Annotated in this window: 14 protein-coding genes; 8 read left to right on the top strand and 6 right to left on the bottom strand. The window is 62.3% G+C overall.

Features of this window, described 5'->3' with window-relative positions:
• The first annotated feature begins 13 nt into the window (after positions 1-13).
• The 6 genes from LU196_RS19620 (at position 14) to LU196_RS19595 (ending at position 6252) form a co-directional block, all read left to right on the top strand.
• A complete protein-coding gene (locus tag LU196_RS19620) occupies positions 14-1555 on the top strand; it encodes a glutathione ABC transporter substrate-binding protein (protein WP_232761157.1) in 1542 nt (513 codons plus the stop codon).
• A gap of 63 nt (positions 1556-1618) precedes the next feature.
• The gene (locus LU196_RS19615) at positions 1619-2548 is read left to right on the top strand and encodes an ABC transporter permease (protein ID WP_232761156.1); all 930 of its coding nucleotides are present in this window, start codon (positions 1619-1621) and stop codon (positions 2546-2548) included.
• On the top strand, positions 2548-3432 hold the full coding sequence (locus LU196_RS19610) for an ABC transporter permease subunit (protein ID WP_232761155.1): 885 nt from the start codon (positions 2548-2550) through the stop codon (positions 3430-3432). Before LU196_RS19615 ends, LU196_RS19610 begins: the two co-directional genes overlap by 1 nt.
• Before the next feature lie 2 nt (positions 3433-3434).
• Positions 3435-4478, top strand: a complete 1044-nt coding sequence (locus tag LU196_RS19605) for a P1 family peptidase (RefSeq protein WP_232761154.1) — start codon at positions 3435-3437, stop codon at positions 4476-4478.
• A complete protein-coding gene (locus LU196_RS19600) occupies positions 4475-5296 on the top strand; it encodes a M55 family metallopeptidase (RefSeq protein WP_232761153.1) in 822 nt (273 codons plus the stop codon). Before LU196_RS19605 ends, LU196_RS19600 begins: the two co-directional genes overlap by 4 nt.
• Before the next feature lie 119 nt (positions 5297-5415).
• Complete coding sequence (locus tag LU196_RS19595) at positions 5416-6252, top strand: fumarylacetoacetate hydrolase family protein (protein ID WP_232761152.1); 837 nt, start codon at positions 5416-5418, stop codon at positions 6250-6252.
• Here LU196_RS19595 and LU196_RS19590 read toward each other — a convergent pair.
• From LU196_RS19590 to LU196_RS19565, 6 genes are read right to left on the bottom strand one after another with little or no spacing between them, the layout of a single operon-like run.
• The gene (locus tag LU196_RS19590; protein ID WP_232761151.1) at positions 6249-7760 is read right to left on the bottom strand and encodes a serine hydrolase; all 1512 of its coding nucleotides are present in this window, start codon (positions 7758-7760) and stop codon (positions 6249-6251) included. The genes LU196_RS19595 and LU196_RS19590 overlap by 4 nt on opposite strands.
• Positions 7757-8497, bottom strand: coding sequence for an ABC transporter ATP-binding protein (locus LU196_RS19585; RefSeq protein ID WP_232761150.1), 741 nt, complete (start codon positions 8495-8497; stop codon positions 7757-7759). The genes LU196_RS19590 and LU196_RS19585 overlap by 4 nt, the downstream gene beginning before the upstream one ends.
• A gap of 54 nt (positions 8498-8551) precedes the next feature.
• Complete coding sequence (locus tag LU196_RS19580; protein WP_232761149.1) at positions 8552-9379, bottom strand: ABC transporter ATP-binding protein; 828 nt, start codon at positions 9377-9379, stop codon at positions 8552-8554.
• A complete protein-coding gene (locus LU196_RS19575) occupies positions 9380-10279 on the bottom strand; it encodes an ABC transporter permease (RefSeq protein ID WP_232761148.1) in 900 nt (299 codons plus the stop codon).
• Positions 10276-11286, bottom strand: a complete 1011-nt coding sequence (locus tag LU196_RS19570; protein ID WP_232761146.1) for an ABC transporter permease — start codon at positions 11284-11286, stop codon at positions 10276-10278. The genes LU196_RS19575 and LU196_RS19570 overlap by 4 nt, the downstream gene beginning before the upstream one ends.
• Positions 11286-12881 carry an ABC transporter substrate-binding protein gene (locus LU196_RS19565; RefSeq protein WP_232761145.1) on the bottom strand — a complete coding sequence of 532 codons (1596 nt, stop codon included), beginning with the start codon at positions 12879-12881 and terminating at the stop codon, positions 11286-11288. Before LU196_RS19565 ends, LU196_RS19570 begins: the two co-directional genes overlap by 1 nt.
• A gap of 198 nt (positions 12882-13079) precedes the next feature.
• Here LU196_RS19565 and LU196_RS19560 point away from each other — a divergent pair, with 198 nt between their 5' ends.
• Both LU196_RS19560 and LU196_RS19555 read left to right on the top strand, forming a co-directional pair.
• Complete coding sequence (locus tag LU196_RS19560; protein WP_232761144.1) at positions 13080-14135, top strand: dipeptidase; 1056 nt, start codon at positions 13080-13082, stop codon at positions 14133-14135.
• Between the two features lie 3 nt (positions 14136-14138).
• Positions 14139-15038: a LysR family transcriptional regulator gene (locus LU196_RS19555; protein ID WP_232761143.1), complete on the top strand. Its 900-nt coding sequence runs from the start codon at positions 14139-14141 to the stop codon at positions 15036-15038.
• Positions 15039-16045: the final 1007 nt, after the last annotated feature.

The following is a 16045-nucleotide window of genomic DNA, read 5'->3' as shown; positions in this document are numbered from 1 at the left end:
ACCAGGAGAATGTATGCAACCGATCTACCGCCGCGCCGCGTTAACCCTGAGCCTCACTGTGGCGCTGGCCGCCGCCGCCCAGGCACAGGACTTACGCATTTCCGTGTATGCCGATATCACCGGCCTCGACCCGCACGACACGTCCGACAACGTCAGCTATTCGGTGCAGAGCGGCATCTTTGAACGCTTGTTCCAGTTTGATGCGCACATGAAGCTGCAGCCGTGGCTGGCCACCGGCTACACCAGCAACGACAACGCCACTGAATTTACCCTGACGCTGCGTCAAGGCGTCACCTTCCAGGACGGCACGCCGTTTGATGCCGACGCAGTCAAGGCGAATCTGGACAGGCTGGCTGACCAGAAGAAAGGGTTGAAGCGCAACAGTCTCTATAAAATGATTGAGACGGTCACGGTGCTGGCGCCGGATCGGGTCAGGATTCAGCTCAACCAGTCGTTCGGCGCGTTTATTAATACCCTGGCGCACCCGTCGGCGGTGATGTGGAGCCCGGCGATACTCAAACAATACCCGGATGAAGCGCAGCTGCGCCTGCATCCGGTCGGCACCGGCCCGTTTACCTTCGCGGAGTGGCAGCCTGGTAAAGCGGTGAAACTGGTGAAAAATGCGCATTACTGGCAGGCGGGCTGGCCCAAAGTGGATAACGTTATTTTCTCACCGAGCCCGGAAGACGCCACGCGCGTGGCGGCGCTGCGATCGGGGCAGGTCGATGCGATCTGGCCGCTGCCGTCTGATCTTGTCGCCACCGTCCTGCGTGACAGCAAGCTGGCGATCCAGCGCGATCCCAGCATTTATCTCTATTACATGGCGATCAATACCCAACACAAACCGCTGGCCGATGTGCGCGTGCGTCAGGCAATTAACTATGCGCTGGACCGTAATCTGTGGCTGAAAGTGGCGTTCGCCGGCATGGGGAAACCGGCCACCTCGGCGATGCCGGAAGGCGTGCAGTTCTGGCAAAAACAGGCCACGCCGGACTACCGCTATGCGCCGGACAAAGCCAAAGCGCTGTTGAAAGAAGCGGGCTACCCCAACGGACTGGATCTCAAACTGTGGGTCACTAACGCCACGGCCAGCGTGCGCGCCGCCCAGGTGTTAAAAGCGCAGCTCGCCACGGTAGGGATCCGCGCCACGGTTACGCCGATGGACTCGGGTACGCGCAACGCCAAACTGTGGGGCGTGAAAGATCCCAAGCAGGCGGAGTTCGACCTCTACTACGGCGGCTGGTCCACCTCCACCGGTGACGCCGACTGGGCGCTGCGTCCGCTTTTTGCCACGGAATCCTGGGTGCCGACCTCCTATAACGTCTCGTATTTCAGCAATCCTGAAGTGGATAAGGCGATTGCAGCGGGGCTGGCGACGGCCGATCCGGCGCGGCGCGGCGAGGCCTATGCCCAAGCGCAGACGCTGCTGTGGCAAGCGGCGCCCGTGGCGTTTCTCGGAACGCCAGACAACCTGGTGGGCAAGCGCAGCACGCTGAACGGCGTCTCCATGCTGCCCGATGGCAATCTGCTGTTTAACCAAGCCACGTTCAACTGATGCGCGGGTGGAAGGCCGTTGCGGTCTTCCGCCTCCCTCGCGGCTGTACACGATAGGTAACGCATGTTCGCATATATCCTTCGCCGACTGCTGGAGATGATCCCGGTCCTGCTGGTGGTCTCACTGCTGGTGTTTGGCTTTATTAAATTGCTGCCCGGCGACCCGGCGCGTATCTACGCCGGGCCGGACGCGCCGATTGAAGCGGTGGAAGCGGCACGCGCGCATCTGGGCCTCAACGATCCGCTGCCGCAGCAGTACGTTAACTGGATAGGTGGCTTGCTGCGCGGCGATTTAGGCGTCACCTACCGCACGCAGCAGCCGGTGCTCGAGGTGATCAAACAGGGCTTTATGCCCACGCTGTGGCTGGCGCTGGCGGGCTTCGCCTGGTCGGTGGTGCTGGGCCTGCTGCTCGGCGTGCTGGCGGCGCTCAAGCGCGGCAAGTGGCAAGACTGGACGCTCATGAGCCTCGCGGTGGGCGGCATCTCCATGCCCACCTTTTGGCTCGGCCTGCTGCTGATTCAGTTCGTGGCGATGCCGTTTGGCCTGTTCGCGGTCAGCGGCTTCACCCGCGCCAGCGATATCATTCTGCCGGCGATCACGCTGGGATCGTCGGTGGCGGCGGTGATGGCGCGCTTTACCCGATCGGCTTTTCTGGAGGTAGCGCAGGAGGATTACGTGCGCACCGCCAAAGCGAAAGGGCTGCGCAACCGGCTGGTGACGTGGAAACACGTGATGCGCAATGCGCTGATCCCGGTGATCACTATGCTGGGGTTGCAGTTCGGCTTTCTGCTGGGCGGATCGATCGTGGTGGAGAGCGTGTTTAACTGGCCGGGGCTGGGCTGGCTGTTGATCGAGTCGATCAAGGCGCAGGATCAGCCGGTGATCCAGGCGCTGGTGATGCTGTTCGTGTTTGAATTCATCGTGATTAATCTGCTGGTGGATCTGCTGTATGCCGTGGTGAATCCGGCTATTCGTCTGCAACAGGAGCCGTAATGAGTAGCGAGTCGTTAACGCTTGTACCGCAAGAGGTGATCCGTTCGCCGTGGCGCGATTTCTTGCACGCCTTTGTGCGTAATCCGCTGGCGCTGGCGTCCGGCGGCTTTGTGCTGCTGCTGGTGCTGGTGGCGGTGTTTGCGCCGTGGCTTGCACCGATGGATCCCATGACGCCCGACTGGATGGCGCTCTCTTCGCCGCCGTCGGCAGCCCACTGGCTGGGCACTGACGAGCTGGGACGCGATCTGCTGAGCCGCCTGATTTACGGCGCGCGCATCTCGCTCTATGTGGGCGTTGTGTCAGTCACGCTCGGCATGGTGGTGGGCGTGTTGTTGGGGCTGCTGGCAGGCTATTACGGTCGCTGGGTGGATATGCTGATCATGCGCGGTTCGGACGTGCTGTTCGCGTTTCCCGGCATGCTGCTGGCGATTGCGGTGGTGGCGATCCTCGGCCCAGGCCTGAACAACGTGATCATCGCCGTGGCGGTGTTCAGCGTGCCGGTGTTTGCCCGCATCGTGCGCGCCTCAACCTTAACGCTGAAGCAAACCGCCTACGTGGAGGCGGTACGCTGCGCGGGCGCACGCGATCGGGTGATTCTGCTGCGCCACATCTTACCGGGCACGCTCTCTAACGTGATTGTCTATTTTACCCTGCGCATCGGCACCAGTATTCTCACGGCGGCGGGTCTGAGCTTCATTGGCCTGGGGCCGGAACCGGACGTGCCGGAGTGGGGCAATATTCTCGCCATGAGCCGCAGCATGATGATGGCGGGCCTGTGGCACGTGAGCGTCTTCCCGGGGCTGGCCATTTTTATCACCGTGCTGGCGTTTAACCTGCTCGGGGACGCGCTGCGCGATACGCTCGATCCCAAACTCAAGAGTTAACCATGGATTTTCAACACCTGCAGCGCGAGCTGCTGCTACAGCGCTGGCGCAGCGAGCGCCAATTGGGCCAGCCGCGCAGCGGCTGCGGGCCGACCAATCGCATCAGCGATGTGCCCGGCGTGCGCGTCGGCCACGCGACGCTGGCTGAGGGAGAGCGGCAGACCGGCGTCACCGCCATTGTGCCGCCGGGCGACAATCTGTTCCTGACGCCGCTGCCCTGCGGCGCGGCGGTGTTTAACGGCTTTGCCAAGCCGGTGGGACTGGTGCAGGTGGAAGAGCTGGGCGTGCTACAAACGCCGATTCTGCTCAGCAACACGCTCGCGATGGGCACGCTGTATACCGCGCTGGTGCGCGATGCCATCCAGCGCAATCCTGAACTGGGCCGCAGTTTACCCACCGTGAATCCGCTGGCGCTGGAGTGCAACGACGGCTGGCTCAACGACATTCAGGCGCTGGCGGTCACCGAAGCCATGGCGCAGACCGCCCTGGCTGAGGCGGCGAGCGATTTTGCGCGCGGCAGCGTGGGTGCCGGGCGCGGCATGAGCTGCTTTGGTCTTAAAGGCGGTATTGGCAGCGCCTCGCGCGTGATCCCCGCGCTCAACGCCACGCTCGGCGTGCTGGTGTTGGCCAACTTTGGCGCACTGACGGCGCTGACGCTGGATGGCGTGCGGCTGGGCGAGGCTATCGCACCGCTGCTGCCCGCGCTCGCACCGCAGCGCGACGCGGGCTCAATCATCATCATCATGGCCACCGACGCAGCGCTGGACGCACGCCAGCTCAAGCGCGTAGCCCGGCGCGCCGGCGCGGGATTAGGGCGCCTGGGCAGCTACTGGGGCCACGGCTCCGGCGACATCGCCGTGGCCTTCTCTACCCAACCGCAGCCGCAGCCGCCCGAAGAGGCGGCGCTTGAACCGCTGCTGGCCGCGGCGGCGGACGCCACCGAACACGCGGTGTTGGATGCTCTGTTATGCGCGGAGGCGGTCAGCGGTTTTCGCGGCCACCATCGCCCCTCACTCACCGATATTCTCGACAGGTTAACTGCATGAAAATCTTTATTTCCGCCGATATTGAAGGCATTGCGGGCGTGATGCGCCCCGAGCAGTGTGCGCCGGGCCACGCCGAGCATCAGCTGGCGCGCGCGCTGATGGAGCAGGAGATTAACGCCGCCATTGACGGGGCGTTTGCCGGCGGTGCCACCGAGGTGGTGGTGGCAGATAGCCACGCCCAGATGACCAATCTGCGTGCGGATCAGATCGATCCGCGCGCGCGCCTCGTGCAGGGCAAACCGCGCGCGCTGTCGATGATTGAAGGGCTGGAGCAGCAGCGGTTCGACGGGCTGTTCTGCATTGGCTACCACAGCGCGGCGGGCGAACCGGGGGTGCTGGCGCATACCATCAACGGCCGCGCCTTCTGGCGCATCCACATCAACGATCGCGTGATGGGGGAAACCGATATTTATGCCGCCGCCGCCGCTGAGCAGGGTACCCCGCTGTGGCTGGTGAGCGGGGACGACTGTTTGCAAGGCTTCCTCGCCGAACGCTATCCCGAGGTGGAGTATGTGCGCGTAAAGCGCGCCATCTCTCATACCTGTGCAGAATCTCTCAGCCCGCAGGCGGCGCAAAACGCGCTGCGCGCGGCGGCCAGCGCGGCAGTGCGCCAGGCGAAACCGGCCCCGACGCGCTATCTGCATGCGCCCTACACGATGCAGCTGCAGGCGACCAGGCCGGTGTTAGCGGATCTGTTCTGCCTGATCCCCGGTGTGACCCGGCACGACGGCGTCACCGTTGGCTACCGCGCCGAAAGCATGGCCACGCTGGTCAGCTTGCTGAGTGCGTTTTCCTATCTGGCGAGTACGCAAGCGTAAGCGGCGGGCGTTGGAAGGGATAGGCTGCGCCAGTTAAGAAAATTCCTGGCAGGTCGTACCGCATTCCCGGCGGGCTTTTGATACGCTGCGCACAATTTCAGAGAAATAACGAGGCAGTCATGCAGCTTTGCAGTTTTTATCTTATTGATCAGGCGAAAAAAAGTTACGGCATCGTCAAAGAAGACGGGGTAGTGGATATCGGCTTGCGGTTTGGCAAGGCGTGCCCCGATCTGAAAACCCTGCTGCAGCGCGGCGGCTTGGGCGATCTTGCCGCCTTCAACAACGATGCGATCGATTATCCGTTTAGCGCCCTGCGCTTTCTGCCGGTGGTGGAGAATCCGGGCAAGGTGTTCTGCGTGGGCATGAACTACGCCGATAAACGCAAAGAGTTTGCCGCCACGCTGGAAGCCCCCACGCTGTTTGTGCGCTTTGCCGATTCGCTGGCGGGACACGAGCAGCCGCTGCTGAAGCCGGCCACCACCCAGGAGTTTGATTACGAAGGTGAGCTGGCGGTGATCATCGGTAAGCCCGCGCATCAGGTGAAAGCTGACGACGCGCTGACGCACGTGGCGGGTTACAGCTGCTTTATGGATGCCACGGTGCGCGACATGCAGTTTACCTGGTTCACCGCCGGCAAAAACTGGCAGCAAACCGGCGGTTTCGGGCCGTGGATGACCACTGCGGACGCCATTCCCGATCCCCAGCAGCTGGCGATCAAAACCTGGCTCAATCAGCGCGAAGTGCAAAACGACACCACCGCCAGCATGGTGCATCCGGTTGCCAAGATCATCGAGTACATCTCGGCGTTCAGCCCGCTGTCGCCGGGCGATGTGATCATCACCGGGTCGCCGGGCGGCGTGGGCAAAAAACGCACGCCGCCGCTGTTTATGTTCCCCGGCGATGAAATTGAAGTGGAGATTGAGCACATCGGTCGGCTGCGCCATACCGTGCGCTAACGGGAAAAGCGCACCACGCGGCTGCGGTTGATCAGCAGCCGCAGGCTATCGCCTTCACGCGCGAGCGCAAATCGCTTCTCCCACGGGCCGTCCTTCATCGTGCCCAGCAGGCGATCGCCGCCCAGCGACTGCAACTGTATCGGCAGCGCTCCCGGACCCATGCCTAAAAGCGCCCGATCGCCTTCAATCACCAGTTCGCTGCGCCACGGCGGCGCGAACCAGCGGCCCTGTACCCGTTCCAGGCTGGCACCGTCGGGCTGGGCGGGCACGAAACGGCGCGCGGCATGACCGATTTCCCCAACAATGGCTTCCCCCTGCTGGCGCAGCGCCAGCGGGAAAATACTGGAGAGCGAGATCGCCGTACCGTGCACGGCATCGCGGCGCAGCGTTTCCGCGTTGCCCAGCCAGGTGGCGGTGTTGCCTTCAATCGCCAGCCAGTCGGGGCCGTTTTCCGCCACGTACAGGCCGGGCGTCAGATCGTGGCCTTTCTCCGGTAGCGTGCGGTTGAGCAGCGCCGCCATCACGCGCTGGGCGTACTCGGCGGTGGCCACATCTTCCCGATTGGTGACCATCGCCACGCCCACCTGCAATTCTGGATGCAGCAGAAAATAACTTTTGTAACCGGCGTGGGAGCCGCCGTGACCAAACAGCGTCTGGCTGCCCAGCGTCATGCTGGTGATGCCCAAACCGTAGCCGCTAATGCGCCCGCTGTTGAGCGCGCGCGGCGCGGTGAGCCGCTGCAACACGCCCGCTCCGGGTCCGTGCTGGCTTAACAGCGACTGCAGCCAGCGCACCAGATGATCGAGGCTACCGGTGACGCTGCCGGACGCCGAGAGGTGCAGCCCCGCGCTGGCCAGCTGCCACTGCGTGCCGTTGTGCCAGTAGCCGGGCACCAACCCCGGCACAATGTCAAACCAAGTTTCCGGGGCGATGAGATCGATCCCCAGCGGTTCACACACGTACTGCTGCAGCAAATCATTGAAGCGCACGCCCTTGGCTTTTAACGCTTCTTCCACCAGCCGATAGCCGGTGTTGGTGTAAGAAATCTCGCTGCCGGGCGGATAATTCAGCTCGCCCTCGGCGGCAATAAACGCCAACAGGTCAGCGGCGCTGCTGGCGCTGTACACCGACAACCCCAGTAGCGACAGGGTTTCGCGCACGTCCGGCAGGCCGCTGCTCATGTCCAGCGCCTGGCCCACGGTAAGCTGGCCGTTGGCGCCGGTGAGCTGCGGTAAGTGCTGTGCCAGGTGGTCGCTCAACTGCATATAGCGGCGTCCCGGACCGGTCACCAGCGCGGCAAACAGGTGCTTGGTGATTGAGGCGAAGCGCACCACGCTATTGGCGCTGAACGGTGTCTGCTGCGCCAGATCTGCCAGTCCGGCGCTGTGGATGGCGTGCAGCTGTCGCGCGTCAAACAGCGCGATGGCGCCGCCCGGCGCGCCCGGCTGCTGCCAGCTCTGGGCAATCTGTTGCGCCACCTCGGTGGCCTGCTGCCAATTTACGCTCATGCCGGTTCCTCCAGCGTCATACTGAGATCAAAGAGTTGCGCGGTGTGCGGATGCTGGATGCGGCGCGCGCGCAAGTCCTCGGCGCTCAGCTGCTCCACCATCTCGCCCTGCTGCATCACGCCAATGCGCTGGCACAGGTGTGCCACCACCGCGAGGTTGTGCGTCACCAGAATGTACGTGAGTTGACGCTCGCTGCGAAGATCGCTGAGTAAATTCAGGATTTCCGCCTGCACCGAGACATCCAGCGCCGAGGTGGGTTCGTCCAGCAGCAGCACTTCCGGTTCGGCAATCAGCGCGCGGGCAATCGCCACGCGCTGGCGCTGTCCGCCAGAGAGCTGATGCGGAAAGCGAAAGCGCACGTTTGCCGGCAGGCCCACCTCATGCAGCGCCTGCGCGATGCGCTGTTCGGCGCGATCCAGCCGGTGCACCAGCAGCGGCTCGTGCAGTATCCGGTCAATGGTCTGGCGCGGATGCAGCGACCCAAACGGGTCCTGAAACACCATTTGCACCTGCCGATAGAAGGCGCGGCTGCGTCGCGGGCCGAGGGTGATGCCGCCAAAGCGCAAGTTACCGTGCCAGCGGTCGTTGAGGCCCGCCAGCGCGCGCAAAATCGTTGATTTGCCCGAGCCGCTTTCACCCACCAGCCCCACGCTTTCGCCGTTTTCCACCGTAAAACTCACGTTATTGACCGCGGTAACGCCGCCAAAGCGGATGGTTAAATTCTCGATCTCAATCATGCGCTGCCTGTATAAAAAAACGGAAAAGGCCCCAAAGGGAGAAAAGAAACCGCGTTATTCGCGCCATGCTGCCTCGCGCTGCAACACCGGCAAGCGCGCACGCGGGTGGCGCAGCGAGGGCAGGCAGGCCAGTAATCCGCGCGTATAGGGATGTTGCGCCTGCTGCAGCGCATGTGCCTCCAGCAGCTCAACCACGCGTCCGGCGTACATCACCGCCACGCGATCGCAGAAGTGCGACACCAGCGGCAAGTCATGGCTAATCAAAATCAGCCCCATGCCGCGCGCAGAGACCAGTTCGTCAATCAGTTTGAGGATCTCCGCCTGTACCGTGGCATCCAGCGCGCTGGTGGGTTCATCGGCGATCAGCAGTTCGGGATCGGGAGCCAGCATCATGGCGATCATCACGCGCTGGCCCATGCCGCCGGACACTTCATGTGGATAGCGGGTGGCGACGCTGGCGGCATCGCGGATTTTCACCTGCTCCAGCAGGCCAATCGCCGCCTGCATGGCGGCTTTGCGGCTGCCGCCTTTGTGCTCGCGCCAGGCTTCGGCAATCTGTTTACCGATGGTCATTACCGGATTGAGCGAATATTTCGGATCTTGCAGGATAAACCCGACGCGTTTGCCGCGAATTTGCCGCAGTACCTTTTCGCTGGCGCCGCGCAGATCGATACCATCAAAGCGCAGCACGTCAGCGCTAACCTGCGCATTGCCTGGCAAAAGCTGCATCAGGCTGCGGGCGGTCAGCGATTTGCCCGAGCCGCTCTCGCCGACAATGGCAAACTTTTCGCGGCCAATCTGTAAGTTAACGCCGCGCACGGCGTCCACGCGCTCCGTGCCGTGACCAAATGCGATGCACAGGTTTTCAATTTCCACCAACATTTAGCGCTCCTTGGGATCCAGCACGTCGCGCAGACCGTCGCCGAGAAAGTTGAAGGCCAGTGAGGTCAGGAAGATGGCGATGCAGGGCATCAGCGGCACCCACCATTCGCTGAACAGAAAGCGCCGCGCGGTGGCGATCATGGTGCCCCATTCCGGTGACGGCGGCTGGGCGCCCATGCCAAGAAAGCCGAGGCTGGCAGCGGTGATAATAATGGAACTCATATCGAGCGTGACGCGTACCACCAGGCTCGGCACGCACAGCGGCATAATATGGCGCACAATGATGCGCAGCGGCGCGGCGCCGGTAAGGCGACTGGCAGCAATAAAATCACTGCGGCGAAACTGCAAGGTTTCCGCGCGCGCCAGGCGCGCGTAAGGCGGCCAGGCAGTCAGAGAAATCGCCAGGATCGCACTCTCAATGCCCGGCTTGAGTGCCGCCACAAATGCCAGCGCCAGAATTAAACGCGGAAAGGCGAGGAAAATATCGGTCAGCCGCATCAGGGCTTTGTCCACGAAGCCGCCCGCGTAACCGGCTACGCAGCCAATCAGCAGGCCGAGCGGGGCGGTGAGCGCCACCACGGCGATCACCATGCCTAACGTGGTACGTCCGCCGTAGATAATGCGCGTCCAGACGTCTCGCCCCAGCTCATCGGTGCCCAGCCAGTGCGCCGCCGAGGGTGCGGCGAGACGCTGTTCCAGCTGCTGTGCGCCGGGGTGATACGGCGTCAGCCAGGGCGCGAACGCCGCCAGCAAGAGCATCAGAATAATCACCGCCAAGCCTGCCATTGCCAGCGGATGGCGGCGCAGGCTCAGCCACAGGCGATAGCGCCGACCCCATACTGCCTGGCGGCGGTTGGCGGGCGTGCTGTCCAGCAGCCACTCACGAGAGAAAAAGATCATTTTACGCGCGGGTCCCAAAGTCGATAGAGAAGATCGGCCAGCTGGTTAAGCAGCACATAGACGGTGCCCACAAGCAGGGTTGCCCCCACCACGGGGTTCATGTCGGCGTTCATCAGCGAGGTCGTGAGGTATTGGCCGAGACCGGGCCAGGCGAACACATTTTCCGTCACCACCGCCCCTTCCAGCAGGCCGGCGTAGGTCAGCGCCAGTACGGTCACCAGCTGCACCGCCACGGTGGGAAACGCATGACGCCAAATCACCCGCCGTGAGGAGAGCCCCTTGGCGCGCGCGGTGATGACAAACTCGCCGCTCAGGGCATTAAGCATGAACGTGCGCGTCATGCGCGTGATGTAGGCCATGCTGAAATAGGCCAGAATCAGTACCGGCTGCGCCATGTGCGCCAGCGCATCGCGAAAGGCGTCATATTCGCCTGCCAGCAGGCTGTCCACCGTCAGTAGCCCGGTAACCTGCGGCACCATATCCTGCCAGATGATGTCCTGACGGCCTGGGCCGGGTGCGATGCCCAGCACGGCGTAGAACACCAGCAGGCTCAGCAGCGCCAGCACGAACACCGGCAGCGAGTGGCCCGCCAGGCACACCACGCGGATGGTCTGATCCACCCACGAACCCTGACGTACCGCCGCCCAGACGCCCAGCGGGATGCCAACCAGCGCGGCGATGATAATGGCCGCCGTGGCCAGCTCCATGGTGGCCGGAAAGAAGCGGGCAATGTCCGTCGCCACCGGATTCGAGGTCAGCACCGACCGGCCGAGATCGCCGTGCAGCAGTTGGGTGAGGTAGTGACCAAACTGCACGTACAGGGGCTGATCCAGCCCCATCTCCGCGCGCACCCGCTCCACCACCGACTGCGGTGCATTGTCGCCCACCGCCGCCAGCACCGGATCGGTGGGCATCACGCGCCCGATAAAGAAGGTCAGCACCGAGAGGCCAAACAGCGTGAGCAGCAAGCTGCCCACGGTTCGAGCAATGTTTTTCAGTACCGGCATCAGGCTTTTTTCACCTGCTCATAGGGCCACTGCTCCAGCACGGTGAGCTGCACGTCTTTGAGCGCATGGCCGCAGGCGACATTTTTGGTTTTTTGCATCATGAAGATAAACGGGCTTTTTTCACGGCTCAGCTGCTGGATCTGCTGATAAAGCGCAATGCGTTTGGCCGGATCGGCTTCGTGCAGCGCCTGCTCAGTGAGCGTGTTGAACGTGGCGTCGGACCAGCTACAGCGCCACGCCAGCGTGCGGCTGCGCGCGTTGTCGCTGTTATCGGTATTGACGCAGAAGGCTTCGGTATTGGAATTGGGATCGAAGTAATCGGCGCCCCAGACGGTCAGCGCGAGCTGGTGCTGACGGGCGCGCATTTTGGTGAGCACCTGTCGATTTTCTGCGGCAATCAATGACACTTTGATACCAATCGCCCCCAGCTGCGTTTGAATGGCCTGCGCAATGTCCGGGTAAGGCTGCATGGAGTAGTGATCGAGCGTAATGGAAAAGCCGTCCGGGTAACCCGCTTCCGCCAGCAGCGCTTTGGCTTTGGCCACATCTTTATGAAAAGGCGTATCCTCCAGCGCCGCCGGGAAGCCGTTCGGCAGGAAGCTTTGGTGAGTAATGAAGCTCATCGACAAGATATTTTTCTGGATGCTGTCGTAATCCAGCGCCCACTTCAGCGCCTGCCATACCTGTGGCTTTTTCAGGTATTCATTTTGCGTGTTGCAGGACATCAGCATGATGGCCGACAGCGACTGATTGACCAGCTGCAGGCTGCTCTCCTGCTTCACCTGAAGCAGCTGCTCCGTGGTGAGATCGTAGGCGACATCGACATCGCCTTTTTTCAGCATCAGCGCCTGTGCCGCAGGGTCGGCGATGTGCTTGAGGATGACGCGCTTGATGGCGCTCTGGCTGGCATAGTGCGGGCTGAGTTCCAGTATCACCGTTTCACTGGCTTTCCAGCTGCGCAGCGTAAAGGCGCCTGATCCCGCGCTGTGCTGCTTGAGCCACGCGTTACCGAAGTCGCCGTTCTGCTGGTTGGCTTCACAGGCCTTTTTCGACACGATGCTGCCCACCGTGGCGGAGAGGCAGTACAGCAAGAAGCTTTCTGACGCGGGCGCGCCCAGCGCCATCTCCAGCGTATGGGCATCTTTCGCGGTGACCTGCTGCGTCACGTTGTCTTTGGTAAAGCCGAACTGGTTGATGATGAACGCCGGACTTTTGTCCAGTTTCACGATGCGCTCAATGGAGTAGGCGGCATCTTCGGCGGTCAACGGCGATCCATCGGCAAAGGTAGCGTCGGGGTCCAGATGGAAGGTGTAAGTGCGGTTGTCGCTGCTCACCTCCCAGCTTTTGGCGAGCTGACCGATCACTTTGTCGGCGTGCTGTGGATCGGCCATCACCAGTTTTTGATAGAGATTGCCGCAGATCTGGCCGCCGGTAGCCTCAAAGCTTTCATGGGGGTCGAGACTGGTGATGTTGTCGAGCTGCATCGCCATCACCAGCATACTGGGTGGCGTGGCGGCAAAGGCATTATTAAGGCTGAGGTAAGATAAAAACGGTACGGCGGTGCATCCTGCAAGAAAGCGTCTTCTGGTAACCATTTTCTCTCCAAATAATTGATATATATATTAAAAATTTAAGGTGTCATCATTATTTTGTCTTGACTTCACGCCCGCTCGGGGGGATTAATACCGCTTCAACCTTGTGTTGCCGACGCCCGCGCGTGCCACGTTTTGGTGCACCTTGCCCTCTCAGCTCGCAGCGCCTGCGCACACCTTCCAACAGGGAAGCGATACACCATGTCTGAAACGTTTAACCTGAACATCCCGGTCTTCGATGGCCATAACGATGTGTTGAGCAAGCTGTGCGAGCAGCACCCGTCTGACGCGGTACAGGCCTTTTTGCACGGTACCGAACGCGGCCATATCGATTTACCACGCATACGTCAGGGCGCCTTTGCGGGCGGTATTTTTGCCGCGTGGGCCCCAACCCATTCTCTTGTAGCAAGAAGCGCGCCAGAGCGTGATCCGTTCCCGCCGGAGGCCATCAGCGCCGCGCGCGATGCCACCTTCGCTATGCTGGCGCTGCTGCTGCGCATTGAGCAGGCTGCTAACGGGCAGGTAAAAATTTGCCGCAGCGTGCGCGACATCCGCCAATGCATGACGCAGGGCGTGTTGGCGATGGTGATGCACATTGAAGGCGCAGAGGCGCTCGACCCGCACGGCGATGTGCTTGATGTGCTTTACGCCAGCGGATTACGCACGCTGGGGCCGCTGTGGAGTCGCCCCAATCTTTTTGGCGACGGCGTGCCGTTTCGCTATCCGTCCTCGCCGGATTTGGGCAACGGCTTAACGGCGGCAGGCAAGCAGCTGGTGCGCGACTGCAATCGCCGCCGCATTCTGGTGGATGTGTCGCATATGGATGAGAAAGGTTTCTGGCACACCGCCGAGATCACCGATGCGCCGCTGGTGGCCAGCCACTCCAACGCGCACACCCTGAGCGCGCAGTCACGCAACCTCACCGATCGTCAGCTGGCGGCGATTGCGGAGTCGGGTGGTTTTGTCGGCGTTAACTTCGCCGTGCCGTTTTTGCGCGAGGATGGCGATCGCCATGCACCCACCACGGTAGACGCGATCGTGCGCCACGTGGAATACCTGCTGGAGAAAGTGGGCGAGGAGGGCGTGGGCTTTGGATCGGATCTGGACGGCGCCACCATGCCCGGCGATATGCAGGACGTGGCCGGGTTTCCCCTTGTGGTGCAGGCGCTGGCCGCGCGCGGTTATTCGCACGCGCTGCTGCAAAAGATTTGTCACGGCAACTGGCTGCGCGTACTCGAAGCGACCTGGGGCGAATAACCCATGCGGCTGCGCCATATTGAAGTGTTTCAGGCGATTGTGCAGACCGGCAGCATCAGCGCGGCGGCGCGTCTGTTAAACGTGTCGCAGCCCAATGTTAGCCGGGTACTGAATCACGCCGAGCAGCAGCTGGGTTTTGCGCTGTTTGAGCGGCATGCGCAGGGCATGATGCTGACCGCCGAAGGGCGGCGGTTGTTGCCGGAAGTGGACGATCTGTATCAGCGCTTGCACGCCATCACCCAGCTCACCGAGCAGCTGCGGCGTGGCGAAGGGCAGACGGTGCGCGTGGGCGCAGCGCATGCGTTTGGGCAGATGGTGTTGGCCCCGGCGCTGGTGCACTGGCGGCAGCAGGCGGCCTCGGTGAACGTGGAGCTGGTGACCGAGCACTTCAGCACCTTGTGCGACATGATTTTGTCTAAGCAGCTGGACTTCGCGCTGGTGTTTGGCCAGCAGGTGGATGCGGCGCTGATGGCAGAACCGCTGTTCCACTCGTCCATGGTGGCGCTGCTGCCACCGCATGAACGCCACAGTGGCCCGGTCACGCTGTCGTGGCTGTGCGCCAACAATTTGCTGATGATGCAAAATCAGGATCCGCTAGGCCGCGTGTTGCATCGCGCGCTGCGCGAGCAAGGCCTGAACCCGCCGGTGTCGCTGTCGATCAAAACCTATTCGGTGATTGCCGATATGGTACTGGCCGGCGGCGGTGTCGGCGTGGTGGATCTGTTCACTGCCTGCCGCTACGCCGACAAGCTTACCCTGCTGCCGGTGGCTCAGCCGCTGCCGTTTGAAGTGATGCTGATCAGCCTGCGCGACCAGCCGCAGTCGCAGGCCACCCTGCAGTTGAAGCAGGTGATCCGCGATAAGCTGTGGGCAATCGCGAGGGAGTGTGAGCAACGATTGTAGCGCCTGGCCGCGCGGGTGGGCCTTTTAAGCCGCAGGCAGCGGCTGGCGTGCCGTTTCGCTGGCACGGAGCGATTTTTGTTCGCCAATGGCACTGGCAGGTGCCTTTGCCACTTGCAGTGGCGGGGCTTGTGCCGCAGGCAGCGGCTAGGGTGCCGTTTCGCTGGCACGGAGCGATTTTTGTTCGCCATGGCACTGGCAGGTGCCTTTGCCGCGCTGCGGCGACCGAGCAGAGGGTAGATTCGCCACGGGCAGTGGCTGTGGTGCTTTCAGTTTGCACCGAGCGTGTTTCGTTCGCCATGACACTGGCAGGTGCTTTTGCCGCGTAGCGGCGACCGAGCAGAGGGCGCCAGGCCGCGCCCTCTGCACTCCCCGGCCCTGCGCCAGCCCCGCTCGCCGCTGCGCGGTGCCTTCACTCCCTCAGCCTTCCTGACGGACCGGCGTCGATTCGCTCCTGCTCAACGCCGCCTCTCGCGGCATCCATGCCGCTCGCCCTGGAAGGCCTCACTCGTTCAGCGAGTGGGGATGGCGCTTCACAACCCCCGCTGTAAGCCATGATTTTTTTCGCAGCGGCCGCGCGGCGGGAAGATTTTTAAGGTGCATCCAGGCGGAGCTGCTTTAAGCAAAACCTTTCTTTGGTGTTTTTACGTCTTTTAAGGTCACTGCGTGGCGGTAAGACTTTTAAGTACCATCCCACCCGCGCGGTGTTAACCACAAAACGCATCGAACGTATGTCTTGTGTCTTTTCCAGCCAGCTACTGTCTCCGCAGACCCGTTTACGGCCATACAGACAACGCCAAACGGAAAAGATAAAAAGGCCCTTACAGGCGACGGTGTTGAGCGCCATCCGGAGCGCCGAACGGAGCGTGACGGCCAGGACGAAGCGGCAGGGATGCCGCTGAGAGAGCGGAATGAGCCAGGGATGGCGAATCCGCGCGATCCGTGAGGCTGGCGCGGCGGAGTGAGGGAACAGCGGAGGCTGGCGCAGGGCGCGGATTGCAAAGGGCCGC

The organism is Pantoea sp. Mb-10 (assembly GCF_021272205.1).
GTDB lineage: Bacteria > Pseudomonadota > Gammaproteobacteria > Enterobacterales > Enterobacteriaceae > Pantoea.
This window is presented reverse-complemented; position numbering and strand designations above follow the sequence as displayed.

Bases quoted from the DNA above. Each gene is read 5' to 3' on its own strand.
- LU196_RS19560 (WP_232761144.1), top strand. From the start codon at position 13,080: ATGTCTGAAACGTTTAACCTGAACATCCCGGTCTTCGATGGCCATAAC.
- LU196_RS19575 (WP_232761148.1), bottom strand. From the start codon at position 10,279: ATGATCTTTTTCTCTCGTGAGTGGCTGCTGGACAGCACGCCCGCCAAC.
- LU196_RS19595 (WP_232761152.1), top strand. From the start codon at position 5,416: ATGCAGCTTTGCAGTTTTTATCTTATTGATCAGGCGAAAAAAAGTTAC.
- LU196_RS19570 (WP_232761146.1), bottom strand. From the start codon at position 11,286: ATGCCGGTACTGAAAAACATTGCTCGAACCGTGGGCAGCTTGCTGCTC.
- LU196_RS19600 (WP_232761153.1), top strand. From the start codon at position 4,475: ATGAAAATCTTTATTTCCGCCGATATTGAAGGCATTGCGGGCGTGATG.
- LU196_RS19605 (WP_232761154.1), top strand. From the start codon at position 3,435: ATGGATTTTCAACACCTGCAGCGCGAGCTGCTGCTACAGCGCTGGCGC.
- LU196_RS19585 (WP_232761150.1), bottom strand. From the start codon at position 8,497: ATGATTGAGATCGAGAATTTAACCATCCGCTTTGGCGGCGTTACCGCG.
- LU196_RS19620 (WP_232761157.1), top strand. From the start codon at position 14: ATGCAACCGATCTACCGCCGCGCCGCGTTAACCCTGAGCCTCACTGTG.
- LU196_RS19615 (WP_232761156.1), top strand. From the start codon at position 1,619: ATGTTCGCATATATCCTTCGCCGACTGCTGGAGATGATCCCGGTCCTG.
- LU196_RS19565 (WP_232761145.1), bottom strand. From the start codon at position 12,881: ATGGTTACCAGAAGACGCTTTCTTGCAGGATGCACCGCCGTACCGTTT.
- LU196_RS19590 (WP_232761151.1), bottom strand. From the start codon at position 7,760: ATGAGCGTAAATTGGCAGCAGGCCACCGAGGTGGCGCAACAGATTGCC.
- LU196_RS19555 (WP_232761143.1), top strand. From the start codon at position 14,139: ATGCGGCTGCGCCATATTGAAGTGTTTCAGGCGATTGTGCAGACCGGC.
- LU196_RS19610 (WP_232761155.1), top strand. From the start codon at position 2,548: ATGAGTAGCGAGTCGTTAACGCTTGTACCGCAAGAGGTGATCCGTTCG.
- LU196_RS19580 (WP_232761149.1), bottom strand. From the start codon at position 9,379: ATGTTGGTGGAAATTGAAAACCTGTGCATCGCATTTGGTCACGGCACG.